The organism is Ruegeria sp. C9 (assembly GCF_056537585.1).
In genome coordinates, this window is record NZ_JBQFRU010000007.1 from 45,505 (window position 1) to 71,413 (window position 25,909).

At 57.3% G+C, this 25,909-nt stretch carries 22 protein-coding genes; 13 read left to right on the forward strand and 9 right to left on the reverse strand.

Annotation, left to right across the window (positions count from 1 at the left end; translation table 11 throughout):
• Positions 1-9 precede the first annotated feature (9 nt).
• The gene (locus ACR0NE_RS17910) at positions 10-1,560 is read left to right on the forward strand and encodes an efflux transporter outer membrane subunit (RefSeq protein WP_480459381.1); all 1,551 of its coding nucleotides are present in this window, start codon (positions 10-12) and stop codon (positions 1,558-1,560) included.
• Positions 1,561-1,563: 3 nt separating this feature from the next.
• Here ACR0NE_RS17910 and mprF read toward each other — a convergent pair whose 3' ends face one another.
• On the reverse strand, positions 1,564-4,170 hold the full coding sequence (mprF, locus tag ACR0NE_RS17915; protein WP_170405209.1) for a bifunctional lysylphosphatidylglycerol flippase/synthetase MprF: 2,607 nt from the start codon (positions 4,168-4,170) through the stop codon (positions 1,564-1,566).
• A 91-nt stretch (positions 4,171-4,261) separates the two neighbouring features.
• Positions 4,262-4,690, reverse strand: coding sequence for an Lrp/AsnC family transcriptional regulator (locus tag ACR0NE_RS17920; protein ID WP_170393340.1), 429 nt, complete (start codon positions 4,688-4,690; stop codon positions 4,262-4,264).
• Positions 4,691-4,776: 86 nt separating this feature from the next.
• On the opposite strand from ACR0NE_RS17920, the gene rocF reads away from it, so the two are divergent.
• The 3 genes from rocF to ACR0NE_RS17935 are packed head-to-tail and all read left to right on the forward strand — an operon-like array spanning position 4,777 to position 7,667.
• On the forward strand, positions 4,777-5,697 hold the full coding sequence (gene rocF / locus ACR0NE_RS17925) for an arginase (protein WP_170510398.1): 921 nt from the start codon (positions 4,777-4,779) through the stop codon (positions 5,695-5,697).
• Positions 5,697-6,617 carry a citrulline utilization hydrolase CtlX gene (ctlX, locus tag ACR0NE_RS17930; RefSeq protein WP_170595876.1) on the forward strand — a complete coding sequence of 307 codons (921 nt, stop codon included), beginning with the start codon at positions 5,697-5,699 and terminating at the stop codon, positions 6,615-6,617. Before rocF ends, ctlX begins: the two co-directional genes overlap by 1 nt.
• Before the next feature lie 6 nt (positions 6,618-6,623).
• Positions 6,624-7,667 carry an ornithine cyclodeaminase gene (locus ACR0NE_RS17935; RefSeq protein ID WP_170595879.1) on the forward strand — a complete coding sequence of 348 codons (1,044 nt, stop codon included), beginning with the start codon at positions 6,624-6,626 and terminating at the stop codon, positions 7,665-7,667.
• A 50-nt stretch (positions 7,668-7,717) separates the two neighbouring features.
• On the opposite strand, the gene ACR0NE_RS17940 is transcribed toward ACR0NE_RS17935, so the two are convergent.
• From ACR0NE_RS17940 to ACR0NE_RS17950, 3 genes are read right to left on the reverse strand one after another with little or no spacing between them, the layout of a single operon-like run.
• Complete coding sequence (locus tag ACR0NE_RS17940; RefSeq protein WP_170393344.1) at positions 7,718-9,121, reverse strand: TRAP transporter large permease; 1,404 nt, start codon at positions 9,119-9,121, stop codon at positions 7,718-7,720.
• A gap of 3 nt (positions 9,122-9,124) precedes the next feature.
• Complete coding sequence (locus ACR0NE_RS17945; protein ID WP_170595881.1) at positions 9,125-9,754, reverse strand: TRAP transporter small permease; 630 nt, start codon at positions 9,752-9,754, stop codon at positions 9,125-9,127.
• 59 nt (positions 9,755-9,813) lie between these two features.
• Positions 9,814-10,830 (reverse strand): C4-dicarboxylate TRAP transporter substrate-binding protein, encoded by a 1,017-nt coding sequence (locus ACR0NE_RS17950; protein ID WP_170405200.1) that lies wholly within the window; start codon positions 10,828-10,830, stop codon positions 9,814-9,816.
• Positions 10,831-11,238: 408 nt separating this feature from the next.
• Between ACR0NE_RS17950 and acs the strand changes: the two genes are divergently transcribed.
• From acs to ACR0NE_RS17990, 8 genes are all read left to right on the forward strand, one after another.
• On the forward strand, positions 11,239-13,203 hold the full coding sequence (acs, locus tag ACR0NE_RS17955) for an acetate--CoA ligase (protein WP_170595883.1): 1,965 nt from the start codon (positions 11,239-11,241) through the stop codon (positions 13,201-13,203).
• Between the two features lie 7 nt (positions 13,204-13,210).
• Positions 13,211-13,894, forward strand: coding sequence for an adenylate kinase (locus ACR0NE_RS17960; protein ID WP_170595885.1), 684 nt, complete (start codon positions 13,211-13,213; stop codon positions 13,892-13,894).
• 182 nt (positions 13,895-14,076) lie between these two features.
• Positions 14,077-14,361, forward strand: a complete 285-nt coding sequence (locus ACR0NE_RS17965; protein ID WP_010439512.1) for a DUF4212 domain-containing protein — start codon at positions 14,077-14,079, stop codon at positions 14,359-14,361.
• Positions 14,362-14,366: 5 nt separating this feature from the next.
• Entirely contained in the window at positions 14,367-16,151 is a 1,785-nt protein-coding gene (locus tag ACR0NE_RS17970; protein ID WP_170393349.1) for a sodium:solute symporter family protein, read from the forward strand.
• Between the two features lie 107 nt (positions 16,152-16,258).
• Entirely contained in the window at positions 16,259-18,082 is a 1,824-nt protein-coding gene (locus ACR0NE_RS17975; RefSeq protein ID WP_170595888.1) for a DUF294 nucleotidyltransferase-like domain-containing protein, read from the forward strand.
• Between the two features lie 27 nt (positions 18,083-18,109).
• Entirely contained in the window at positions 18,110-18,628 is a 519-nt protein-coding gene (locus tag ACR0NE_RS17980) for a hypothetical protein (protein WP_170393351.1), read from the forward strand.
• Positions 18,629-18,630: 2 nt separating this feature from the next.
• On the forward strand, positions 18,631-20,043 hold the full coding sequence (locus tag ACR0NE_RS17985) for a 3'-5' exonuclease (protein ID WP_170421193.1): 1,413 nt from the start codon (positions 18,631-18,633) through the stop codon (positions 20,041-20,043).
• Between the two features lie 86 nt (positions 20,044-20,129).
• On the forward strand, positions 20,130-20,630 hold the full coding sequence (locus ACR0NE_RS17990; RefSeq protein ID WP_170595890.1) for a flavin reductase family protein: 501 nt from the start codon (positions 20,130-20,132) through the stop codon (positions 20,628-20,630).
• On the opposite strand, the gene ACR0NE_RS17995 is transcribed toward ACR0NE_RS17990, so the two are convergent.
• The 3 genes from ACR0NE_RS17995 to ACR0NE_RS18005 are packed head-to-tail and all read right to left on the reverse strand — an operon-like array spanning position 20,627 to position 22,859.
• Positions 20,627-21,106: a DUF6505 family protein gene (locus tag ACR0NE_RS17995; RefSeq protein ID WP_170595892.1), complete on the reverse strand. Its 480-nt coding sequence runs from the start codon at positions 21,104-21,106 to the stop codon at positions 20,627-20,629. The genes ACR0NE_RS17990 and ACR0NE_RS17995 overlap by 4 nt on opposite strands.
• Positions 21,103-21,801, reverse strand: a complete 699-nt coding sequence (locus ACR0NE_RS18000) for a biotin/lipoate--protein ligase family protein (RefSeq protein WP_170595894.1) — start codon at positions 21,799-21,801, stop codon at positions 21,103-21,105. The genes ACR0NE_RS17995 and ACR0NE_RS18000 overlap by 4 nt, the downstream gene beginning before the upstream one ends.
• Positions 21,798-22,859, reverse strand: coding sequence for an Mrp/NBP35 family ATP-binding protein (locus ACR0NE_RS18005; protein ID WP_170393356.1), 1,062 nt, complete (start codon positions 22,857-22,859; stop codon positions 21,798-21,800). Before ACR0NE_RS18005 ends, ACR0NE_RS18000 begins: the two co-directional genes overlap by 4 nt.
• A gap of 132 nt (positions 22,860-22,991) precedes the next feature.
• Here ACR0NE_RS18005 and ACR0NE_RS18010 point away from each other — a divergent pair, with 132 nt between their 5' ends.
• On the forward strand, positions 22,992-23,720 hold the full coding sequence (locus ACR0NE_RS18010) for a cytochrome c family protein (RefSeq protein WP_170405173.1): 729 nt from the start codon (positions 22,992-22,994) through the stop codon (positions 23,718-23,720).
• Here the strand turns inward: ACR0NE_RS18010 and ACR0NE_RS18015 are convergent.
• Positions 23,714-25,669 (reverse strand): 4Fe-4S binding protein, encoded by a 1,956-nt coding sequence (locus ACR0NE_RS18015; RefSeq protein WP_170596117.1) that lies wholly within the window; start codon positions 25,667-25,669, stop codon positions 23,714-23,716. The genes ACR0NE_RS18010 and ACR0NE_RS18015 overlap by 7 nt on opposite strands.
• Positions 25,670-25,909: the final 240 nt, after the last annotated feature.

A 25,909-nucleotide genomic window follows, 5' to 3' on the forward strand; every position in this document is an offset into this window, starting at 1 on the left:
ATGCGTACGATGACACTCCGCCGGTTGTTAGGCACTGCCCTTTGCGCTGCCACCCTCACCGCCTGTACACCGGTGGGGCCTGATTTCGTGCGCCCAAACTCTCCGGTCGTGAAGCAATGGATGGAGGTCAACAACCCCAGCGCGGGCCAGAGCGGCCTGACCTCGCGCAGCGCTCCGGTTGTGCGCTGGTGGGAGACATTCAATGATCCGACGCTGAACAAGCTGATCGCCGAAGCCTATGCGCAGAACCTGACCTTACAGGTCGCAGGTGCCCGCGTACTTCAGGCCCGCGCGCAGCTTGGTATCGCATTCGGAGAGCTCTACCCGCAATCGCAGGCCGTGGGCGGTTCGCTCCAACGCCGACAGATCAGCGACAATCTTGGGCCGATTTCGGATATCCGGCGGATCATCCCTTTGGACACCGAATTCTCGACCTCGCAGGTTGGGTTTGATGCGCAATGGGAACTGGACGTATGGGGCCAGCAACGTCGCGGCGTACAGGCCGCGCGATCGAACCTGGCACTGCAGGTTGCTAATTATGACGACGCACTGGTCACGCTGACCGGGGACGTAGCGGCGCTTTATATCAACATCCGTTCGTTGCAAGAGGCTCTGCGCATCGCGCGGGAAAACATCACGATTCAGCAGGCATCGGCAGACCTCACTCAGCTGCGCTTCAACAACGGCGTTACAACCGAGTTGGATGTGCAGGAATCGACTGCCCTGCTCAACAACACCAAGGCACTCGTGCCCGAGTTGGAAAGCGATATCCAACAAGCCAAGAACGCACTGGCGGTTCTGTTGGGCAAAACCCCTTCCCAGATGACTGGCTTGATCGGCAATTCAGGCCGAATTCCAACAGGGCGCAGCAACGTGGCCGTTGGTGTGCCCGCCGAATTGCTGCGGCGACGACCTGACGTCCGCGCCGCCGAGTTGGCGGCAGCCACCCAATCGGCGCAGGTCGGGATCGCGTTAGCTGATCTCTATCCGCAGTTCATTCTGTCGGGCGCGATCGGTTTGCAGGCCTCGGGTGGGCGCGATCTGTTCAGCACCAACAGCGCCACAGGATTGGCTAGCGCAGGCGTTGTCTGGAACGTCCTGAATTATGGCCGCATCAAGAACAATGTCCGCGCGCAGGATGCCGCCTATCAAGCGTTGATCGCCAACTATCAGAATACCGTTCTGACCGCGTATTCCGAGGTCGAAAGCGCGATGGTTGCTTACGCACAGGCGCGCAAACAGGTCACCTTTTATCAGCGCAGCGTCGAAGCTTCGCGCAAGGCGGCTGAAATCGCGGTCGATCAGTACCGAGACGGCATCGCCAGCTATTCGCGTATCCTGAACACGCAGACCGCGCTATTACGATCGCAGGCGAACCTGATCGAGGCCCGGCAGGAGGTCTCTTCGAATCTGGTCGCGATCTACAAAGGTCTGGGTGGTGGTTGGCAGATTCGGCAGAATCAGGAATTCCTACCCGAGACGGTGCTGGCCGAGATGGCCTATCGCACCGATTGGGGTGATCTGTTGGAGAAAACGCCAACACGCGCCAGCTTGAACTGAGGCCTATTTCGTCAACCCGCGCAGGCCACCCGAGATCAGGATGTTAACTTCGTAGAGGATACGTGGCGCGGCCAACCCGCCGGGGCTGGCTAGATAGTTGGGGCTCCATTCCGGATCGAATTTCTGCTTGAAGGCGCGCAGGCCTTCGAAGTGGTAGAATTGTTCGCCATGTTCATAAACGAACCCACCGATCCGATTCCAAAGCGAGGCCAACTGCCGGTTTTCGATCCCTGAAAATGGCGCTGCGCCCAGTGAGAACCAGTGGAATCCCTGCTCGGACCCCCAGACCATCATCTCAGCAAACAGCGCATCCATGACAAAGCTGGGGCTGTCCGGTTCATAACGCATCAAATCCAGAGACAGTTCGGATTTATTTCCGCCTTGAAACAGGTTGGCGAAGGCCATGATCTTGCCCGTCTCATCCCGCAGAACCGCATGGTCGAAATAAGAAAGGTAGGCATCATCAAAGCCGCCCAAGGCAAAACCCTTTTCCTCACCTGCCTTTTGCGCCAACCAATCGTCCGAGATCTGACGAAGTTCGGGCAACACCGGTGCAAGCTGTTCCTTGGGGATAATTTCGAACTTGTACCCCTCACGCTCGGCCCTGTTCTTCGCCTGCCGGAACCGTTTGCGCGATTTTCCGTCCAGCGAAAAATTCTGCAGCGGTACGCGGGCCACTTCTCCGATCTTCAGGATCGATAGGCCGAGGTCCAGGAATGTCGGCAGATATTTGGTCGATACACTGTAAAACGCACAAAGCTTGCCTTCGCGATCGGCCATTTCTCGCAATTGCCAGATCAGTTGCTGCCCCGCTTGCTCATCACCCACAGGCTCTCCTTTGGTGATCAGCGCATTGCCAGTATCGGCATAGGCAAGGAATGCGGTTTCGTCAGGCGAGATCAGGAATTGCTTGTCACCGGTCAGCGAAATCTGGGATTCGGTGTCTTCGCTCTCCATCACGAGACGTTCGACAACTTCGGGGATTTCAGTCCTAACCGGCGCGGGGATTTCACGGCCGAACAGCGAGTTCACCGCCACGATGCCAACGATCACGGCCACCACGAGGCTGGACCGCAGGAATCGCGAGGCATCTCCACTCCAGGCAAAGTCCCACCACAGCGCGTTTTGATATTCGACATGGGAATAAGCGAACAATCCAATCCAGAAAATCACCGCCAGCAACGCGACGACGCTGACCAGCCAAGGGATATTTAACCGAAAGATAGATGCACCGCTTACCCGGTAAAACGCTCCCCGAAACATCGCCAAAAGGCCAATCGTGAACAGCAATGAAAGGGCTTCATGCGTATCAAGCCCTTTGGCGAGCGAGGCGAAGAAACCTGCCACCATCAAAAGCATGGCAACAACCCATGCCCGATAGAGCTTGCGGAATAGACCACGTGAGACAAGTAGCAGTAGGACACCCACGGCGCTGCCTGCAAGATGAGATGCCTCGACAAATGACAAAGGCAAAACCTCTCGCAGTACGCCAAGGTTCTGCGTACTGGAAGGCAAAGCCCCTGAAACCAACAGGATAACTCCTGCCACAGCCGCGACGCCGGCAGCCACCATCGGGACAATGGGGCGAATTGCGCGATAGACCCAAGTGACCGCGCCCCCGATGCGATGGCGCTGTGTCAGCACCGACGCGACCGCGATCGACAGGCTGGCGATGGCAAACGGAAGGAACGTATAGACCAGTCGGTAGAGCAGAAGCGCAGCGATCACATCAGACCGGCCCGACGCCCCTAGACCAGCGATCAGAGTGGCTTCGAACACACCGATTCCACCCGGTGCATGGCTAAGGATACCCACCGCTATTGCGCCTATATAGACCGCGAAGAAATACGGGTAGCCAACCCCCAGATCGTCCGGCATAAGCACATACAGCGCCATTGAAGCGCCGAACAGATCGCCTACCGCCGCGATTGTCAGCAGACTTGCCAGCTTGCCGCCCGGCAGGTTGAACCCAAACCCGCCATAGGCCAATCGCCGCCCTCCGCTTGAAAGCCAGACAAACAAGACCGCAAGCCCCGCCAACATGCTCAGACCGATCACAGTTTCCGTCGTTTCACTGATCGGCAGGACCTTGGAAATGCCATCCGGGTGTATTGTAAGCAACAGGCCCAAAAGCAGGATCAGTCCCATCCAGAACGCCACCCAAGAGGTCGCGATCACCCCGGCCACGCGGCCAAGATCAAGCCCCAGCGACGCATAGATACGGTATCGGATCGCGGTGCCGGTGATATAGGAGAATCCTAGGCAGTTCGATACCGCATAGCCGCTTGCTCCGGCCATCCCTGCGACGGGCAAAGGCACTTTTCCATCGGCGACGCTCTGCACGGCAAGCACATCGTAGAACGAAAGCGACAGAAAACTGAAAGCCGTCCAGCACATCGCAAAAAACATGAATTTCCATGGTTTCGCTGCGATATCGCTTTGGATATCTGACCATTTCACATGCGCAGAGAGGTCATGCAGAACCGCAAGCGCGATTCCTGTAATCAGCAACGGAACCGCAATCTTGACCAGCGGCTTTTCCAACAGCCCTGTCACATACTCGGCCAGACGTACGGCGCGTGTCTCTTCCGTTGTCGGCTGTGTCGTCATTCCGTTCGCCCCTGCCCCGCGATCCTCAGATCAGTGTCAATTCAAAGCTTTGCACGAATTTTCCATCCGGCAAAGGGCCTAGGCCAACGCGTCACGAGCGTCCCTTGCGTGTCGAGAGCAACAGATTGGTCTCAGATCGTGTAACGCCCTCCATCCGACGGATCTGGAACAGGACTTCATCAAGCTCATCCAGTGTATCGGTTCCGATCTCTGCGATCAGATCCCAACTTCCATTGGTTGAGTGCACCGCCCGAACCTGACGCATCGCAGCGATCCGCGATCTGATCCGCTCGGTCCCGCGGCCTGCGATCTCAAGCATCATCAATCCACGAACAGGGCTTTCCGATACGCCCTGCCGTGTCACAACGGTAAAGCCGACGATTTCGCCAGACTGCTGAAGCCGCTTTAGTCGGCTGCGCACGGTTGTTCGGGTCACCCCGAGCAGTTCAGCCAGTTCCGACAACGATGCCCGAGCGTCCCTGTGCAGTGCGTTCAATAAGCGATTGTCCAGTTCGTCCATGCGTGATTACCAAATCGGAATTAGCCAATTCACTTTGACCAATTTGATCTCTTTTCTCAACTCATATCGTATCGATAGATAGACTTATGAGCAAAATGAACATCATTCTCGCCGGAGCGCCTATGGATGCCGGCAAACACCGCCAAGGCTGTCGGATGGGTCCAGATGCCTATCGGGTCGCGGGTCTCGCCCAAGCGCTGTCAGATCTCGGGCATTCTGTGTCGGACATCGGTGACACGCGACCAGATGCCGTCGACATTTCGGAAGACACCCATCTGTTCTCTTTACCGGAATGCGTGGGCTGGACACAGGCGCTAAGCCGCACGGCACAAGAGGCCGCGCTTGAAGGCCTTCCTATTTTCATGGGCGGTGATCACGCCCTGTCGATGGGCACGGTGGCAGGAATGGCGGCACATGCAGACCGTATCGGGCGCCCTCTTTTCGTGCTCTGGCTGGATGCACATAGCGATTTTCATACGCCCAGCAGCACGGCCAGCGGCAATTTGCATGGAACGCCGGTCGCTTATTTCACTGGCCAGTCAGGCTTTGACGCCTTTCCACCGCTGATATCGCCGATCCCAACGGATCGCGTCGGTATGATCGGTCTGCGCTCGGTCGATCCCGCCGAACGTGCGGCGTTGGAAAAAGATCACGCGATGCTGGCCGATATGCGTAGCATCGACGAGCACGGGATCAAGGCACCCCTACTGGCCTTCCTTGATAAAGTACGCGCAGCAAACGGCATCCTGCATGTCTCGCTGGATGTAGATTTCCTTGACCCGTCGATCGCACCAGCCGTCGGCACCACTGTCCCCGGCGGTGCCACCGAACGTGAGGCCCATCTGGTCATGGAATTGCTGCATGAAAGCGGTCTCGTTTGTTCGCTGGATCTAGTTGAACTGAACCCATTCCTGGATGAGCGCGGCCGAACCGCAAAACTGATGGTCGATCTTGCAGCCTCGCTGATGGGTCGTCGCATCTTCGATCGCCCAACCCGGAGCTTCTGATGATTTCTCTTCAATCTCCTTCAGCTGTCGTGATGGTGCGCCCGCACGCATTTGCGTCGAATCCTGAAACCCGCGACGACAATGCATTTCAAACACTGGCAAATCGATCTGCTGCAGCGACGTCTGCTGCCGCGCGGGATGAGCATGACAAAGCAGTAGAACAGCTTCGCGCTGCTGGTGTGACCGTTCATGTGTTTGACGACGAAGGCGAACGTGACACCCCCGACAGCGTGTTCCCAAACAACTGGTTTTCGACCCATCCAGGCGGTCATGTCGCTGTTTATCCGATGTTCGTTCCATCGCGCAGACGCGAAAGACGCTCAGATGTAATTGAGTTACTGAAGAGGGAATATCGAGTGCAAGACGTCATCGACTATTCCGGCCTCGAACAGGACGACCTCGCGCTTGAGGGCACGGGCGCAATGGTTCTGGATCACGTGGGCCGTATTGCCTACACCGTTCGATCCAACCGCGCCGATCCGGTGTTGTTGGAGCGTTTCTGTACGCATTTCAACTATGAGCCGATTGCCTTTGATGCAAAGGACGCTGAAGGCCGTGATGTCTATCACACCAATGTCCTAATGGGGATCGGCACGCACTACGTCCTTATCTGTTTGGACATGATTTCCAACCCAGAACGTCGGGCAACAGTTCGGGCACGGCTTGAGGAATCTGGCCGTACTGTCATCGATCTGTCCCATGAGCAGATTGCAGATTTTGCAGGAAACGCGATTGAGCTTAGTGGCAATGATGGTCTTGTCCTGGCGTTGTCCAGCCGAGCGCTACAGGCTCTTACACCTGCTCAAGTCGCGATCATCGAAGCCAGTGCAACTCCGCTGCCGCTCTCGGTTCCCACAATTGAAACAGCCGGTGGATCCGTACGTTGTATGATCGCTGGTATCCATCTTTCCCGCCGATAGGAGTCTTTGATGCAACCTTCTGATAAGGCCCTCGTGCCATTTGTATCCGTCGACAACATGATGCGTCTGGTCCACCACATCGGGGTCGAACAGATGATCACGCAGATTGCCGCGCAGATCGAATCCGATTTTAAACGCTGGGAGAGCTTTGACAAAACGCCCCGCATCCCGGCCCACTCACCACATGGGGTGATCGAACTGATGCCAACCTCGGATGGTGAGGCATACGGGTTCAAATACGTCAACGGGCATCCCAAAAATACGTCTGAGGGCCTGCAGACCGTGACCGCGTTTGGCCTGCTGGCTGATGTCTATACCGGTTACCCGACATTGTTGACCGAAATGACGATGTTGACTGCTTTGCGGACAGCGGCAACCTCTGCTCTGGTCGGCAAATATCTCGCGCCCAAATCCGCAACGACGATGGCGATGATTGGAAACGGCGCGCAATCCGAGTTCCAGTGCCTCGCCTTCAAAGCCATGTGCGGGATCGACACGGTCAGGCTCTACGATACCGACCCGAACGCGACGGCGAAATGTGCAGCCAATCTGCAGGGCAAAGGGCTGACGGTCGTGCCCAGCAAAACGCCGGAGGACGCAATCGAAGGCGCTCAGATCATAACGACCTGCACCGCTGACAAGAAATACGCCACCATCCTGACCGACAACATGGTCGGCCACGGTGTGCACATCAACGCGATTGGCGGTGATTGCCCCGGCAAAACCGAACTGCACCGCGATATCCTTCTGCGCTCGAATATCTTTGTAGAATACCCCGAGCAAACGCGGATCGAAGGTGAAATTCAAGCTCTGGAGAATGATCACCCTGTCACCGAGATGTGGGAAGTGATGACCGGACAGGCCAAAGGGCGCACCGATGATCGACAGATCACGTTGTTCGACAGTGTCGGCTTCGCGATCGAGGACTTCTCGGCACTACGTTACATCAAAAGCGCGATTGAAGGCACTGATTTCTATGAGCCATTGGATATGCTGGCAGACCCTGACGACCCGCGGGATCTGTTCGGGATGTTGATGCGGGCAGGATAAAGAACCCGCACTTCTAAAACTGTGCTCCGGCCTTTGGCCGGGGCTTTTTCTTATCCCGCAAGCGATGGCAGGTATAGAACAATCCCTGGAAAGGCCACCAGCAGTGCGATGGTAAGTGCATCGGCAATGAAGAACGGCGTTACCCCTTTGAAGACATCCTGAACACTAAGATCAGGCCTCACGCCTGCGACAACAAAACAGTTTAGACCAATAGGAGGTGTGATCAGGCAAAACTCGGCCATTTTGACCACCAAGATTCCAAACCAGATCGCACACATCGGCCCGGACATACCAAAGGCGCTGTCTGCTGCGCTGACGGCCTCGCCTCCGTTCAGGGCCATAACGGCGGGATACACGACCGGAAGTGTCAAAAGCAGCATACCGATCGCATCCATGAACATGCCCAGCACTGCATAGGCCAGCAGTATGCAGATCAGGATCAACATAGGTGACATTTCGAGCGAAGTGATCCAGTCGGAAAACGCCCCCGGCAAATCAGCAAATCCTAGAAACCGCACATAGATCAGAACACCCCAGATGATTGCGAAGATCATGGCGGTCAGTTTGGCGGTTTCAAGCAAAGCCGATTTGAATTCAGGCCAGCGCATGCCGTGGATCAGGGCAAAGCAGAACACGATGAAGGCCCCGATGGCCCCGCCCTCGGTCGGGGTGCCCCAAGCCTTGTCGCCGAAGGGGTTATAGACAAAGCAGATTATGATGAGGATCACCGCCACAATGGGCAGTGCGCCCGGAAGAGCAGCAAATCGTTGTTTCCAGGTAAACCCGGTGACCGGCGGTCCGACGGACTTGAAGATCACGGCGATACCGACGATCAGCAAGCCATAGATCACCGCCGAAAACGCGCCAGGGATGAAGCCTGCGAGCAGCAGTTTTCCCACATCCTGCTCGACAATGATGGCGTAAATCACAAGGATCGCGGATGGGGGGATTAGCGAGGCCAAGGTCCCGCCAGCGGCAACCACACCGGCGGCGAAACGTTTATTATACCCGACGGCCAGCATTTCAGGGATGGCGATGCGCGCAAAGACGGCTGATGTGGCGACCGATGCACCTGATACGGCGGCGAAACCGGCGGTCGCAAAAATCGTTGAAACCGCCAACCCGCCAGGCACCCATGCCACCCAGCGTTTTGCCGCCTCAAACAAGGCGCGGGTCAGGCCAGCGTAGTAGGCTAGATAGCCGATCAGGATGAATGTTGGGATCAGGCTCAGCGTATGAGACGCCACCTTGGAATGTGGCACCTGGCCAGCCGTTTTGACGGCCACCGTCAGTGCCTTACCAAACCGCTCGGGATCATACCCAAACTTTGCCCAGAATATCCAAACAAGGCCAACCAACCCTGCCAGACCTGCAGCAAATGCCACCCGCATGCCAGTGACGACAAGAACCAACAGTCCGGCAGTGACCCAAAGGCCGATATCAATCGTGTCCATGGGTCAGTTACGTCCTTCGAATTGTTCGGCCTCGGCTGCAGCCTGTGCGGCGGCATCCTGTATCAGCGGTACGGCCACCGGGGTCTCGAGCCCAAGTATGAAGGCGCGTCCATAGCCCCAGACCTGCAAGATTAGCCGGGCGCACAGCACCGAAAAAGCAACGGGTGCCAGTAGCTTGGCTGGCCAAATAGGAATCCCGATATCAATCGAGCTGTCGCGACTCCACATCGGAGCGCCGAAGTCAAAGGACCGGTCAAAGTGGGACCAACTACCCCAAACCAGCGCCAGCATCAGCAGCAGTATCAACAGAACCGAGATCAGCTCGAACAACCACAGCGCCCGCCCTTTCAGACGCGAGATAACGATATCCATTCGGATGTGCCCGCCATCGCGCTGCACAAACGAAATACCCAGAAACGCGATCAGGGGCATCGCCTGTTCAATCCAGTCAACATATCCGGGCAAAGGCGCGTTTAATGCGTTTCGGCCGCTGACTGACACAACAGCCAGCACCATCAGCCCGAAAACCGCGAAGCCGCTGATCAGCGCCATAAAACGCTCTAGACGTAACAAACGGTGATCCAAACGACTTAGAAGACTGCCATCCTCAAGCACCGTGGCATGTCCTGCCATCTCAGCATTCCTTTGATTGAAGGAGATGCCGGGTGCCTAATGACACCCGGCTGTGGCGATCAGTTACCGCCGCGCTGCTGTTGCAGTGTCGATTGCACAAGATCATAAAGATCCTGCGCAGGTAGACCCTGAGCGGTCATGTCTTCGATCCACTTCGCGCGAATCGGATCAGCGGCTTTGGCGCGAAACTCCTCAAGCACGGCATCGTCAATCTCGACCTTTTCAACGCCTTTCTCTGCCAGCACGCCATCCCACTTTTCAAGCAGTCCACCGTAGTTGGCCAGATAGTGATCGATTGCCTCATCAATCGAGCTGTCCAGCGCTTCGCGATGTTCGGCTGGCAGCGCTTCATAAGCGTCGATATTCACCACCACCGGACAGTTTACCGTTCCAGGATTCAGATTGGCCGTCCACCAGTCAGCTTCGTTGATCGTCCCGAATGACAAATGCGCATGCTGAGCGAAGGCCACGGTATCGACCACGCCAGATTCCATCGCATTATAGGCTTCGGTCGCGGGCACGGACGTAGGTACGCCACCAACCGCTTCAAATGCTTGCCCCAAACCGCCAGTGGCGCGTACGCGCATACCGTCGAACTCGGCAAGCTCATCACGAGGGTCACCGGTACCAACAAGATTATATTGAGGCATCGGTGAAGTCATGATGATGCGCGCGTTCCACTGCGCCATCTCGTCCTTGACTGCTGGATGATCGTAGACTGCGTGGCTGACGGCCACCTCTTCATCCAATGTGTTTACGCCAAGGAAGGGCAGTTCCAAAACGGTGATCGCGCGGTTCTTATCGCGGTGATAGCCCGCACAGAACTGCGCCATCTCGAACGCGCCAATCTCGATTCCATCCAGGTTTTCCTTGGGCTTCGACAATCCGCCATAGCTAACATTGATGGTGAAATCGCCGCCGGTTTTTTCGTTCACCAGTTCAGCCAGTTTCTCAACATGCTCGGTAAATGCGCGGCGCTTACCCCAGACCGAGGCATTCCATTCGGTCGCGGCTGCTTCGGTGACAAACGCCACACTCAGGGCGGCAAAAGCCGCACCGCTCAACATCTTTTTCATAGTGGTATCTCCCTTAGTTGCGCCCCCTATCGGGATGCTTGTTTGTGAAGCTAGCGCCAAGTCTAGAAGCTGCCAACCCCTGCGAGGAGAAGTGGTGTTATCGCCACCAGACTTCGAGATTAAAGTGAAGCTATCGGCCAAAGCCCCAGACACATGCCAATGAGCACTTAGGTCATTACAGCTATCTTGCTGATTTAAGGTGTATATTACGCACAATTTCAGAATTATTTACAATGTTAGTGCCGAAAATGAAATTTCTTTACAAAGAAATCCAAGGATTATGGCAATTTATTTATTTCTTTTCTGATCCCCGTATTATTCAACTTGGGGAGGAACCGGATCGACATTGCCTAATCGGCTGGCAAAATCGGTCCCATGTAATCCAGTCCAGAGGGAGGAGCCTCAAAGATGACTACCGCTGCCCAGGCAGATGCCAAGACATATCCGCCATCCGCAGAAACTGTCGCCCGTGCGCATGTCGACGCCGACAAATACGCAGATATGTACGCTGCGTCGATCAACAACCCCGAAGCATTCTGGGATGAGCAAGGCAAGCGCGTTGACTGGATCAAGCCTTATACTCAGGTCAAAGACGTCAGCTATGATTTTGGTTCGGTTGGTATCAACTGGTATGCGGACGGCACGCTAAACGTCTCGGCCAACTGTCTTGACCGTCATTTGAATACGCGCAGCGATCAGACCGCGATCATCTGGGAACCGGATGATCCAAACGACGAAGCTCAGCACATTACCTACGCCGAATTGCACCGTCGCACCTGTCGCATGGCCAATATTCTCGAATCGATGGGCGTGCGCAAAGGTGACCGCGTTGTGATCTATCTGCCGATGATCCCAGAAGCAGCCTATGCGATGCTGGCTTGTGCACGGATCGGAGCAATCCATTCGATTGTATTTGCTGGGTTTTCACCCGATGCGTTGGCAGCCCGAGTCAACGGATGTGATGCCAAGGTCGTCATCACTGCCGATGAGGCACCACGTGGTGGCCGCAAGACTCCGCTGAAGTCCAACGCAGACGCGGCACTGCTGCACTGCAAAGACAGCGTGAAATGTCTGGTGGTCAAACGCACCGGTGGGCAGACCACTTGGATTGATGGCCGCGACTATGATTACAACGAAATGGCGCTTGAAGCGGATGACTATTGCGCACCCGCCGAGATGAATGCCGAAGATCCGCTGTTCATTCTCTATACTTCCGGTTCGACCGGTCAGCCCAAAGGTGTCGTCCATACGACCGGCGGTTATCTGGTCTATGCCGCGATGACACATGAGATCACATTCGACTACCATGAAGGCGACGTTTACTGGTGCACCGCCGATGTTGGCTGGGTCACCGGCCACAGCTATATCGTCTACGGTCCACTGGCCAACGGCGCGACCACACTGATGTTCGAAGGCGTGCCGACCTATCCGGATGCATCACGCTTCTGGCAGGTGTGCGAAAAGCACAAGGTGAACCAGTTCTACACCGCTCCGACGGCAATTCGCGCTCTGATGGGTCAGGGTACCGAGTTCGTCGAGAAATGCGACCTGAGCGATCTCCGGACGCTGGGCACAGTCGGCGAGCCGATCAACCCGGAAGCCTGGAACTGGTACAATGAAGTTGTTGGCAAAGGTAAATGCCCGATTGTTGACACCTGGTGGCAGACCGAAACCGGCGGTCACCTTATGACCCCCCTGCCCGGTGCGCATGCGATGAAGCCCGGCTCGGCGATGAAACCGTTCTTCGGCATCCAGCCGGTGGTTCTGGACCCGCAATCCGGTGTTGAGATCGAGGGAAATGGCGTTGAGGGTGTTCTGTGCATCAAAGACAGCTGGCCCGGTCAAATGCGCACTGTTTGGGGCGATCATGAGCGGTTCGAGAAGACCTATTTCTCGGACTACAAAGGCTACTACTTCACCGGCGATGGCTGCCGTCGCGATGAGGATGGCGATTACTGGATCACTGGCCGCGTCGATGATGTAATCAACGTCTCCGGCCACCGGATGGGCACGGCCGAGGTGGAAAGCGCGCTGGTCGCCCATGCCGCCGTCGCCGAGGCCGCTGTGGTTGGTTACCCCCATGAAATCAAAGGGCAAGGCATCTATTGCTATGTCACTTTGATGAATGACCGCGAGCCGTCGGATGAGTTGCTGAAAGAGCTGCGCACCTGGGTCCGGACCGAGATCGGCCCGATTGCCTCGCCTGATGTGATCCAGTGGGCCCCCGGCCTGCCCAAGACTCGCTCGGGCAAGATCATGCGCCGAATTCTGCGCAAGATTGCCGAGAACGACTTTGGTTCGCTTGGCGATACGTCGACCCTGGCCGATCCGTCAGTGGTCGAAGACCTGATCGAAAACCGGGCAAACAAGTGAGGATGTGATGGACGCTGCCACGACCATATCCCCCGCTGTTCTGATCCTTCTCGGCCCTCCGGGCGCCGGGAAGGGTACGCAGGCTCGTATGCTTGAAGAGAAGTTCGGGCTTGTACAACTCAGCACCGGTGATCTGCTGCGTGACGCGGTCGCCGCAGGTACCGAGGCTGGTAATGCTGCCAAAGCGGTTATGGAGGCAGGCGATCTTGTCAGCGACGGCATCGTCATCGCGATCCTGCGCGACCGCATGGCAGAACCGGACTGCGCCAAGGGCGTCATACTAGATGGTTTCCCCCGGACCACAGTCCAGGCCGAGGCTCTTGATGGTCTGCTCGCGTCTTCAGATCAGAAGATCAACGCGGCCATCAGCCTTGAAGTTGAAGACGCCGAGATGGTGACGCGGATTTCGGGTCGCTACACCTGCGCTGGATGCGGTGAGGGCTATCACGACACGTACAAGCTGCCCGTCGAAGACGGCAAATGCGACAAGTGCGGACACACAGAATTCAAACGCCGCGCCGACGACAATGCCGAGACGGTCGCGTCGCGTCTGGCGGCCTATCACGCGCAGACCGCACCGCTGATTGACTACTATCAAGCCCAAGGTGTGCTGAAAGGCATCGATGCCATGGGCCAGATCGACGACATCGCGCAAGACCTTCAAGGGATTGTCGGCGAGGTCATGAAATAAGGGGAGGAGATAAGCCCTAGGGCTTTGATCCTAAATCAGAATACTTCAATGGACCCGCCTTGGCGGACCAGAGAAGTTATGCCTGACGTCACGGGGCGTTTGGCACAACCGAGAAGCGGCCCACCGCACTGGAGGAGTTGGGCAATGGGCCGCCAATGAGGGAAGCGAAGGAGGAACCCGCGATGGCGGATCATTCAACAAACTCCGCGCAGACTGCTGAAGCCGACAAGGGCTATTGGCAGGCCAACCTGCGCCTCATCTACATCAGCCTCGCGATTTGGGCGCTGGTGTCGTTTGGATTCGGCATTCTGCTGCGTCCGCTGCTGTCCGGCATCGCCGTTGGCGGTACAGATCTGGGCTTTTGGTTCGCTCAGCAAGGATCGATCCTGGTCTTTCTGGTGCTGATCTTCAACTACGCCTGGCGCATGAACAAGCTCGACGCTGAACACGGCGTGGACGAGGAGTAATAGGCATGGATCAGTTTACCATCAACCTGCTGTTTGTGGGCGCGTCTTTTGCGCTTTACATCGGCATCGCGATCTGGGCCCGTGCGGGTTCCACATCGGAATTCTATGCCGCCGGTCGCGGCGTTCATCCGGTCACCAACGGTATGGCGACAGCGGCGGACTGGATGTCTGCGGCCTCGTTCATCTCGATGGCGGGCCTGATTGCCTTTACCGGCTACGACAACTCGACCTTCCTGATGGGTTGGACCGGTGGCTACGTGCTGCTGGCCCTGCTGCTTGCGCCCTACCTGCGTAAGTTCGGCAAGTTCACCGTGTCGGAATTCATCGGCGATCGTTTCTACAGCCAGACTGCACGTATCGTTGCGGTGATCTGTCTGATCGTTGCGTCGGTGACCTACGTGATCGGTCAGATGACCGGTGTTGGCGTGGCCTTTGGCCGCTTTCTCGAAGTGTCCAACACCACTGGTCTGCTGATCGGTGCGGGCGTTGTGTTTGCCTACGCGGTGTTTGGTGGGATGAAGGGCGTGACCTACACTCAGGTCGCTCAGTACTGCGTGCTGATCACCGCTTATACCATCCCGGCTATCTTTATCTCGCTGCAGCTGACCGGCACGCCTGTTCCGGCGCTGGGTCTGTTTGGTGACACAGCCAGCGGTGAACCCCTGCTGACTAAGCTGGACGCCATCGTGACCGAGTTGGGCTTCAACGACTACACGGCTCACCACTCGAACACGCTGAACATGGTGCTGTTCACCTTGTCGCTGATGATCGGTACAGCTGGTCTGCCGCACGTCATCATGCGCTTTTTCACCGTTCCCAAAGTGTCTGACGCACGTTGGTCGGCAGGCTGGGCGCTGGTCTTCATCGCTCTGCTGTATCTGACCGCCCCTGCGGTTGGCGCAATGGCGCGCCTGAACATCACCGACATGATGTGGCCCAATGGTGGCATCGAAGGTGGTGCTGTTTCGGTCGAGGAAATCGACAATGATCCGCGTTACGACTGGATGGCCACTTGGCAGAAAACCGGTCTGCTGGATTGGGAAGACAAGAACGGCGACGGCAAGATCCAGTACTACAACGACAAATCCGAGGCGATGACTGCAATCGCCGAAGAAAAAGGCTGGGTCGGTAACGAGCTGACCAAGTTCAACCGCGACATCCTGGTTCTGGCCAATCCTGAGATTGCCAACTTGCCAGGTTGGGTGATTGGTCTGGTCGCTGCTGGTGGTCTTGCGGCTGCTCTGTCAACCGCTGCGGGCCTGCTGCTGGCGATCTCGTCGGCTGTGTCCCATGACCTTGTCAAAGGTGCAATCAACCCGTCGATCTCTGAAAAGGGTGAACTTCTGGCGGCACGGATTGCAATGGCTGTAGCCATCGTTGTTGCAACCTACCTGGGTCTCAACCCTCCGGGCTTTGCGGCACAAACCGTGGCCTTGGCCTTCGGTCTGGCGGCTGCCTCGATCTTCCCGGCGCTGATGATGGGGATCTTCTCGACCCGCATCAACAACACCGGCGCGGTTGCAGGTATGCTGGCTGGTCTGACCGTAACCCTGGTCTACATCTTCCTGCATAAGGGCTGGCTGTTCATTCCGGGCACCAACTCGTTCACCGATGCTGATCCGCTTCTGGGTCCGATCAAGTCGACCTCGTTCGGCGCCATCGGTGCGATGATCAACTTCGGTGTCGCCTACGTCGTTGCCGGTATGACCAAAGAGACTCCGCAGGAGATCAAAGATATGGTCGAAAGCATTCGCATTCCCCGTGGTGCGGGCGCAGCTCAGGATCACTGAGTGTGATGCGGTCGGCGGCTCTTGTCTTCGATCGCATCTTTCGACTTACTGTTCCCGCCCGGCACACCACCGGGCGGGATTTTTGTTCGGAACTCCGGAGAGCGTAAATGCCCCTGTCCCATGACGAAATCACCCGGTTTCTGAAGTCTGTACACCCCTATGACTCGTTGCCCCATGATGCTTTGGACGATCTGGCCAAGCAGATCGAAGTGCGCGAAGTCGATGCCGATGGCAGCATTTACCAGTTGGGCAACGCTCTGCCCGGCGTCTTTGTGATCTATGAAGGACAGGTAGAAATTACCGATGAGAACGGCGCTGTCGTTTCGCATCTGGGATTGCGCAATTCTTTTGGTGAGCGCGGATTGCTGAAGGACGGCAAAGCCGCCACACATGCGCGCGCGCACACGCCGTCAGTGTTGATCATGTTGCCGCCAGACCTTGTGAAAAACCTGATCGAAGGTCACGATGTGGTGTCCAAGTTCTTTAACCGTTCACGCGGTGGGCGGAGCGGACCGCAAAGCCTGGCTACCAGTGCAATTGATGTGCTGATGGCTCGTGACCCTGCCACCTGCCCGCCCGATACTCCGGTTCAAAACGCCGCGCAGATCATGCGCGACCGCCATATCTCATCGCTTTGCGTGACCGAAGGGGACAGATTGTTGGGCATCGCAACCCTCCGCGATATTTCCGGCAAATACGTCGCCGAGGCGATGCCCGCTGACACCGCGGTTTCGGCGATCATGACCGCCGATCCAATCATTCTTGCCCCGACAGATATCGGCTCGGACGTATTACACGTGATGATGGAACGTGGCATCGGTCATATTCCAATTTCCGAGGCCGGTAAGCTGGTCGGAATCGTAACCCAAACCGACCTCACCCGCTATCAGGCGGTCAATTCTGCCGAGTTGGTAGGACGAATTGCCCGCGCCGACAGCCCGCAAGAGATGGCTCAAGTCACCGCTGAGATACCACAACTGCTGGTCCAACTCGTCGCGGGTGGCAACCGGCACGAGATCGTTACACGGCTGATCACCGACATCGCAGACACTGCGACGCGGCGGTTGCTGGCACTGGCTGAGGCTGAACTGGGTGCGCCGCCAGTGCCCTACTTGTGGCTTGCTTGCGGCTCGCAAGGACGGCAGGAACAGACCGGAGTTTCTGATCAGGATAATTGCCTGATGCTTGATGACAGTGTGGCAGACGGTGATATGGCCTACTTCGCTGCGCTGGCCAAATTCGTCTCAGACGGGCTGGATACCTGCGGTTATTTCTATTGCCCCGGTGACATGATGGCGACCAACCCTCGCTGGTGCCAGCCCGTGCGTGTCTGGCGCGAGTATTTCAATGGCTGGATCGCCAAACCCAACCCTGAGGCGCAAATGCTGGCCTCGGTGATGTTTGACCTGCGGCCTATCGGAGGGTCCTTCGATCTGTTCACAGACCTGCAGGCCGATACGCTGGCGGCAGCCAATGCGAATTCGATCTTTGTAGCGCATATGATCTCGAACTCGCTCAAGCACACCCCTCCTCTGGGCCTGCTGCGTGGATTCGCCACCATACGTTCGGGTGAGCATCGCAATACGCTCGACCTCAAGCATAATGGCGTGGTGCCTGTCGTGGATCTGGCACGCATCTACAGCCTGCAGGGACAATTAACCGAAGCGAACACCCGCGCCCGTCTTAGCGCCGCCGAGGCTGCGGGTGTGCTCAGCGCGTCTGGCGCACGCGATTTACTGGACGCATATGACCTGATCGCTGAGACCCGATTGGAACATCAAGTGCGTCTGGTTAAATCCGGGGATGCACCGGACAATTACCTGCCACCCGCTGAATTGTCGGACTTTGAGCGAAGTCATCTCCGCGATGCCTTTGTCGTGGTAAAAACCATGCAATCAGCGGTTGGCCATGGCAAAGGAATGCTGGGTTAAGAAACTGGAAATGAACGGAGAAATCACATGTTTCTGGAACTGATCGGCACGATTTTTGCAGGCTTTGCCTTTGCGGGTGTCGTGATGGTGGTGAACAAGCTGACCGGGGGCCGCTTGCCCAAATGGGCCGCGCCGGTTGCGGCAGGTGCGGGGATGATCGGTATGACGATTACCAGCGAGTATTCTTGGTATGACCGTACGCGCGACCAACTGCCCGACAGCCTCACCATCGTGCAGGAGGTGGAAAGCCGCGCCTTTTATCGCCCTTGGACGTACGCTGTGCCCTTTGTCGACCGCTTTGCTGCGATCGACGCCACATCGGTACGCACAAATGCCAATTTGCCGGACGAGCGTCTGGTCGATCTTTACTTCTTTGGACGCTGGGCACCGGTCTCGAAGATGCCGGTCGCTGTAAACTGCGCCGAAAACAGCCGCGCCAACCTGGCAGACGGGGCCGAATTCGCCGATGACGGACGTTTGCTGAACGCCAGCTGGATCAAGATCGACGCTGAAGATCCGGTGATCGAGGCAACCTGCGGGGTCTGACCATGTTGAACCATCTGAGCCTGCGCCTGAGGGTGTTCCTGTTCTTCCTATTACTTGCGGCAGGAGGGCTGATCATCAGCACCCTGGCTTTGTGGGTCGGTTATCAGAGGGCAAGTGATCCTGCCCTTATGGATGCGTTCATCTTCGCAGAGATACTGATCGCTTTTGGAATGTTGGCGCTAGTTGCCGGAGTCTGGCTTCTTTTTGATGACAACGTTGCAAAACCGATCGAGCGGCTCTCGGCCCAACTCCGGGCGCGCGCACACGCCGGGGTCAGCACGGATTTGGACCTTCAGGCGGCGCGTTATTTGGGCGATCTGGCCCCCGCCGCCGCTGGACTGGCCGAACAACTGGCTGCCAACGCCATGACCACGGCTGAGGCCGTGGCCGCGGAAACGGCCCATCTGGCCTCGGAAAAACAACGTCTAACGGCGCTGCTGACCGAGATTCCGGTTGCAATGCTTTTAGCCGGACCGAAGCATCAGATCGTTCTATATGACGCGCAGGCGGCTGAGGTTCTGGCACAGATCGCACATCCCCGGTTGAACGCGTCGCTGTTTGACTATCTCGAAGCGACGGGCCTGACGGATTCTTATGCGAAGCTGGTCAAGACCGGGAAAGACGTCCATTGCACGCTGACCAGTGTTGATGGGCGGCAATCCTATTCGGCCCGTATGAAACCATTGGGCGATGCCCCTGGTTACATGCTGGTTTTCGATGACAGTGCTGCGCAGATCGACCCCGACGCGGCCCGCCCGCTGGTTTACGATTTCGAACTTCTCGACACACCCGGTGACGACGCGTTTGAAGATAGACCCCTGTTGGACCTCTGCTTCGTAGTCTTTGACACCGAAACCACGGGCCTGCTCCCGCATAAGGATGAGATCGTACAGATCGGTGCGGTGCGCGTCGTAAAGGGTAAGATCGTCGAAGGCGAACGGCTTGATACCCTGGTCGATCCCGGCATCCCGATCCCCCCAGCTTCAACCAAAGTGCATAAGGTTAGCGACCGGATGGTTCAGGGTGCGCCTGATATTGCCGAGGCCGGTCGCAGCTTTCACCAATTTGCCCGGGATGCCGTCATTGTTGCCCATAACGCACCATTCGACATGGCTTTCCTGCGCCGCCATGCCGAGCGTATGGGGGTGGAATGGAGCCACCCCATTCTGGATACGGTCCTGTTGTCGGCGGTGCTGTTCGGGGCAAGCGAAACGCATACGCTGGACGCGGTCTGCGAACGGCTTGGCATAACAATTCCCGAAGCCCTGCGTCACACGGCTTTGGGTGATGCCGTCGCGACCGCCGAAGTGCTGGTTCGGATGCTACCGATGCTTACGGCCCGTAATTTGGTGACCTTTGGCGACGTCATCACCGAGACTCGCAAACACGGACGGTTGCTTGAAGACCTGAACTGACCAGAAATTCCTAAAATCACCGCAGCTTTCCGTGGACAATCCCGGCGTCGCGTGGCACCTGAGACAGGCCCATGTACGAGCGCGCGATGACGGAAAAAACTTTCATTCCCAGCCCCGAGCAAAGCCTTGCCTTTCGCGAGGCCCTGGGCTGTTTCGGCACCGGCGTCACCGTTGTGACCACAAATACTTCCGAGGGCCCCGCAGCAATAACGGTGAACTCATTTGCGTCTGTATCGCTGGACCCGCCGCTGGTCCTGTGGTGTCTTGATCGGGATTCGAACCGGTACGACGCGTTCCACAACTGCGAACATTACGCGATCCACGTAATGGCGCAGGACCAGCACGACCAAGCATTGCAATTCGCGCGAAACGGGTTCGATTTTTCCCATGCGGATTGGCAGGAGGATGACGCCGGACGCCCCCGACTTGCGGAATGCCTCGCCCGCTTCGATTGCCGCCTGTCGGCCCGTCATGAGGCAGGTGACCACCTGATCCTTGTTGGTCATGTTGAACAGGTCATGCATCGCCCAGGTCAGGGGCTGATCTTCAAGCGCGGACAATTCGGCGGCTTCGCCGATCTGATCTAATCGTCCAGCGAGCCGTGGACGGCCAACGCTTCAAGTTGCGTCTCTTGCGGGGTGATCACTCGGAATGCCTCGTGCACCCCTGCCCCCGTCAGCTCTCGGACGACGGTCAGCAATGTGTTCGGGGCATGATCTTCGCACAGCTCGGACATATGTGAGACTTCGGCCTGCGCCACTTCTAACGCGGCTTCAACCGAAGGCGCGCCGTAGAATTGCACGAAATGCTCGGCCAGATATTGCGTGATCTGGTCAATCTCGGCCTGCTCGACTTGTGTGACGGCAACAAGTGTAACGCGCCCGAAGGTTTCAAGCCCCAGCCATCCATTGGCAAAGGCCTGACGCGCCTTGCCTTCCAGATCAGCCTCACTCCAGTTCGAAAACTCGAATCCGCCCGAGATGCACCATTCACCGGTTCTTGCGGGTGAATGAAACACGTTCATATCGCTTTCATCAAAATGGATAGCACGGGCGAGTTTCATCTGGCGGTCTCCAATAATTCTGTCAGCGGGCGTATATGTGTGTTCGCGCCGTCGCGGATCAGCATACCGAAGCGCTCATCGGTGCCCAGAAAGACACCCCCTTCTCCAATAGGTTCTCCGACACCGCGCAGCAGCCCCATCCACTCAGCGTGAAGCGGCGCGTTACCGTCCTCGTTCCAGCGGTTCAACCAGGTTAACATGTGACGCGACCAGCTCTCGACCAACTGCGTCGCAGAAACCTCGGCGCATCCTTCATCATAGAGCGAGGTAACATCCGGTGTTTCCCCCGGTGCATCGCTGGTTTGAAGCAAGGCCAGTTCCCAACCAACGATCAGCCAATCGGGAACCTCATCCACCTCGGCAGACGAGGCTGAGACTTTTATTGTCCCACATTTTGCACCGTTTACACAGATCAGCCCATCCCAACCCAAGTGCACCGCGACCTCGGGCGGGGCCAGCGCTCCCAGCGCATTCTGGAACCCGACAGCACAAAGCGGCAGCATCGCCATAGCATCCTGCAACGGTACCTCGGGCGCGAATACAATCGCAACGCGCAGACGATCCGCCTGAATATTGTGGACCACAGTTCCCGCGTCACAGCCCAGCGCTGCCATCGCCTGGGCACGCTCGAACGGGTCTTCGCCAGCCTTGGCAGGTTGCCCTTTGAGCAATGGGGGAAAGACCGGCTGGGTCACGCTTTGCCCTTGGCAATCATGTCGCGGGCGATCTTGCGGAAGGCTTCGGCTTGCGGGCTGTCAGGTTTGCTGACCACGATGGGGGCACCCCCGTCGGCGGCAACTCGGATATCCAGATGCAGCGGAATTTCCCCTAGCAATGGCACGCCCAGCGCCTCGGCTTCTGAGGCAACACCGCCATGGCCAAAGACATGTTCTTCGTGTCCGCAATTCGAGCAAATATGCGTCGACATGTTTTCGATCATCCCAACAATGGGCGTCTTGAGCTGGTTGAACATATCGATCCCCTTGCGGGCGTCGATCAAAGCAACATCCTGTGGGGTTGAGACGACAATGGCTCCATCCACCTGAAACTTCTGGCTCAGCGTCAGTTGCACATCGCCGGTTCCGGGGGGCAGATCAACGATCAACACATCCAATGCGCCCCATTGCACCTGACTCATCATCTGCTGCAAGGCGCCCATCAGCATGGGGCCGCGCCAGACAACCGCCTGCCCTTCGTTGGTCATTAACCCCATCGACATCATGGTGACACCGTGATTGCGCAGCGGCAGGATCGTCTTGCCATCTGGGCTGGCCGGTCGCCCCGACACACCCAGCATCCGGGGTTGTGAAGGGCCATATACGTCTGCGTCCAACAGGCCTACGCGACGGCCTTCAGCAGCCAGCGCACAGGCAAGGTTGGCCGACACGGTGGACTTGCCCACGCCACCCTTGCCCGACGCAACCGCGATGATCCGGTCCACACCGGGAACGGCCTGCGGTCCGGTTTGTGAGGGCTTGGGCTTGGGCTTCAAATCAGGCGGTGCCTTGTCCGAATGCGCGGTCAACATTGCCGAGACCTTTGAAACACCATCAACCATCTGCGCCGCCTGTTCGGCTGTGGCGCGAACGGGCTCCATCTTCTCGGCCTGTTTGGGATCGATCTCCAGCACAAACCGAACGGTATCGCCTTCAACATTCAATGCACGCACGATACCCGCGCTCACAATATCCTGACCAGAAACCGGATCGGTAATCTTCTTCAAGTTCGCTAGAACTGCATCACGGATGCTCATGCCGTATTCCCCTTGATCCGCCCCACGCTGGGCGCCTTGCGTATCGACAGAATATAGTCGCCGCTCATTGCATGTGTCTCCGTCTCATTTTGTACATTTGACGCATCGGGTCAGCCGCCGTTAGGCTTAACCATGCGCTTTGTCCTGTTGTGCCTGAGCCTGACGCTCACCGCCACCCCCTCTTGGTCGCAAGAGGCATTGGGCCTTGCCGCCCCGGATGAGGTGACAAACTCAGGTCTTTTGCAACATATTCTTCCGCGCTTTTCTCTCAAGACCGGAATACGTGTTGTTGCGGATGAAAGCGGCGTCATGTCACTGGCCCCGAGTTCGCCCGGCGATCCGGTCTTTGCCCGTGACGGGGTGGTCTATCATCTACGAATCGACGACAGCGCCAAGCAGGTAAGGTTTCGTGAATGGCTACTTTCCGACATTGGCAGACGGACGGTTGAAAACTTCATCCCCGACGAGGGCACGCCCTTTAGCGCAAGTTTCGAAACTGCCACTGTTACCAAAGAGGTCGTGGTCGACGGAAACGCGCTGCTTGGCGAAGATCTGTCGATGACCCATTGTGGCCGGTGCCACGTAATCGGCCCAAAGAATCGGATGAACGGGCTGGGTTCGACCCCGTCTTTCGCAGTGCTGCGCGCAATGCCCGACTGGTCGGAACGGTTTCAGGCGTTCTTTGCCCTGAACCCACACCCAGCTTTCACGCAGATCGAGGGCGTCACCGAACCTTTCCCGCCCGAGCGCCCCTCGCCGATCCATCCGGTCGAGATGAGCCTGGATGACCTCGAAGCAATTCTGGCTTTCGTGACCGCCATGCGCGCCGCCGATCTGGGCGCGCCACTGCAACTTCAGTGATCCTTGCGCTTTGAAAGGTAATCATCCGTTGTGACAACCCGTGGTCTGGGGGCGGATTGAAATGGATTGTCAGCGCTATGGAACTGGGCGTTCACCCGGCAATTGTCGCACATCTGGATCATCCGCGCCTGATCCGAGGTCGCGAACATCGGATGTGTGCCCGACAACTTTTCCATGATCCGCTCAACCGTTGATTTAACGCCAAACGCTGCGCCGCATTCGACGCATTCAAAGGGTTCCTCTTCATTCAGCACCTGTTGTGACAGCGCTTGGTCGCTCAGATCAAGCTGGGGCACTAGTGTGATCGCCTGTTCTGGGCAGATCGTTCGGCAAATCCCGCATTGCAGGCAGGCGTCCTGCTGGAAATTCAACTGCGGCTTGTCCGGGTTATCGATCAGCGCCCCCGATGGGCAAAGGGACACGCAACTCAGGCACAATGTACAGGTGTCGGTATTCACTGCAATCGCGCCATAAGGCGCGCCCTCGGGCAAGGCCAGCGGCACCTCGACCTCCGGGTTCAAAGCTTGCCCCGCCAGACGCGCTATTTGACGACGATTACCCAGTGGAAGCACCGGATCAATCAATGGCTGCGGAACATCTTGCGCATAAAGCAGATCTGCCAGCGCATCCGGGTCGGTTTCATCGATCAGACTCAGTGCGTCTTGCACTGCGATAGCCCGAGCCAGCTCTAATTCACGATCAAGCGCGTCCCGTTCGGTCTTAGGGCTAATCAGGATATCGGCGCGCGCAAAGCCATGCGCCAGCGCTGCGAGCATCTCGGCATGTCCAAAGCCCGAAACCACGTTCAGCTCCAGCGGAATGACATCCGCTGGCAGTCCTCGTCCAAACCGGGCCGCCATCCGGATCATCTGCGCCCCATGGGCGTCGTGCACCAGCAGTCGCGGTGCAACGCCGCCCGCGCGCCGGAAGGTCCGGGCCAGTATGTGCATCCGCGACAATACCGCCGAGACCGGAGGATCTTCATATGTGATGGCAGTCGACGGGCACAACGCCGAACACTCACCGCACCCGGCGCAAATCATCGGATCAATGGCTACATGATCGCCAGCCGGTGTGATCGCACCGGTCGGGCAGACGTCCAGACAGTTTGAACACCCCGTTTGTTCCGCTCGCGAATGGGCGCAAAGCGTCTCATCCAATCGGACATAGAGCGGTTTTTCAAAGGTCCCGACCAGTTGCACCGCTTCAAAAGCAAGACGCGCGACGGCCACCGCATCGCGGGGATCAGCGCGCAAGTACCCCTCGCGCTTTTCGGGGGCATTAACCAAAGGTGCTGCTCCGATCAGATCAACAACAATGTCGCAGCGCGACGTTGCACCGTCACGGGGTGCGCTCCAACCAAATTCTCCGCGTCCACCGGGATCTAGTTGCTGCACTTCATCCAGATGCCAAACAAATCCGCCCAGCGCGCCGGTCAGTCTGCGTATTCGTGCGCGCGCAACGTCATAGTTGCGGCTTAGCGGTTCTGCATCGTCAACCAAAAGCACAGTCACGGCCAACACAGCGGACAGCTGTTCGGCCAACGGAAAGACAACCTCTCCGGGCCCCACAATACAGCAGGTACCTTCACTGATGACATCGAAACTTGGAGTCACTGGCTGCGGCAGTAATGCCTCAGCCGCGAGCGCAGCCATTTTGGGGGTTGCATCGGTCCCCTGTTCGGACCAGCCAGCTCGGTCGCGCAGATCGACAAATCCGGGGGCTTCAACACCCAGTTCCTCGGCAAGCTCGCTAAAAACTGCACTTTCCTGAGCGCAAGCAAACACCACCTGCTCATCGCCCGTCATCAACTCGGCGGCAGTTTGAATCTGGCGCGTACAAAGGGCGGTATGCACCTTCGAGCACTCCGTATCGCAGGCTGCAGAAATACCATCTGCGTTCAGGGACTGCGTCCCCTCGCAATCACACAATATGAGCTTGCTGGCCATTTCCCCTCCCGACGCTGCGTTCTGCCCCATCAGCAGCTTAGACCCAATCCGCGCCGAGGCAATGCGAAGCATCAGAGAAAATCCCGATATGTGCATTATTTTTCATCACAAATCGCCATCAAAACCTGAAGTTGGAAATAAACTCTAACTGAATGTCTCATATTAGGCGAAACTAGACTTGGCAGGTCGCCAATTTATGTAACATAGTACATCAATGGAAGGCAGGGGAGAGCCTTCCGG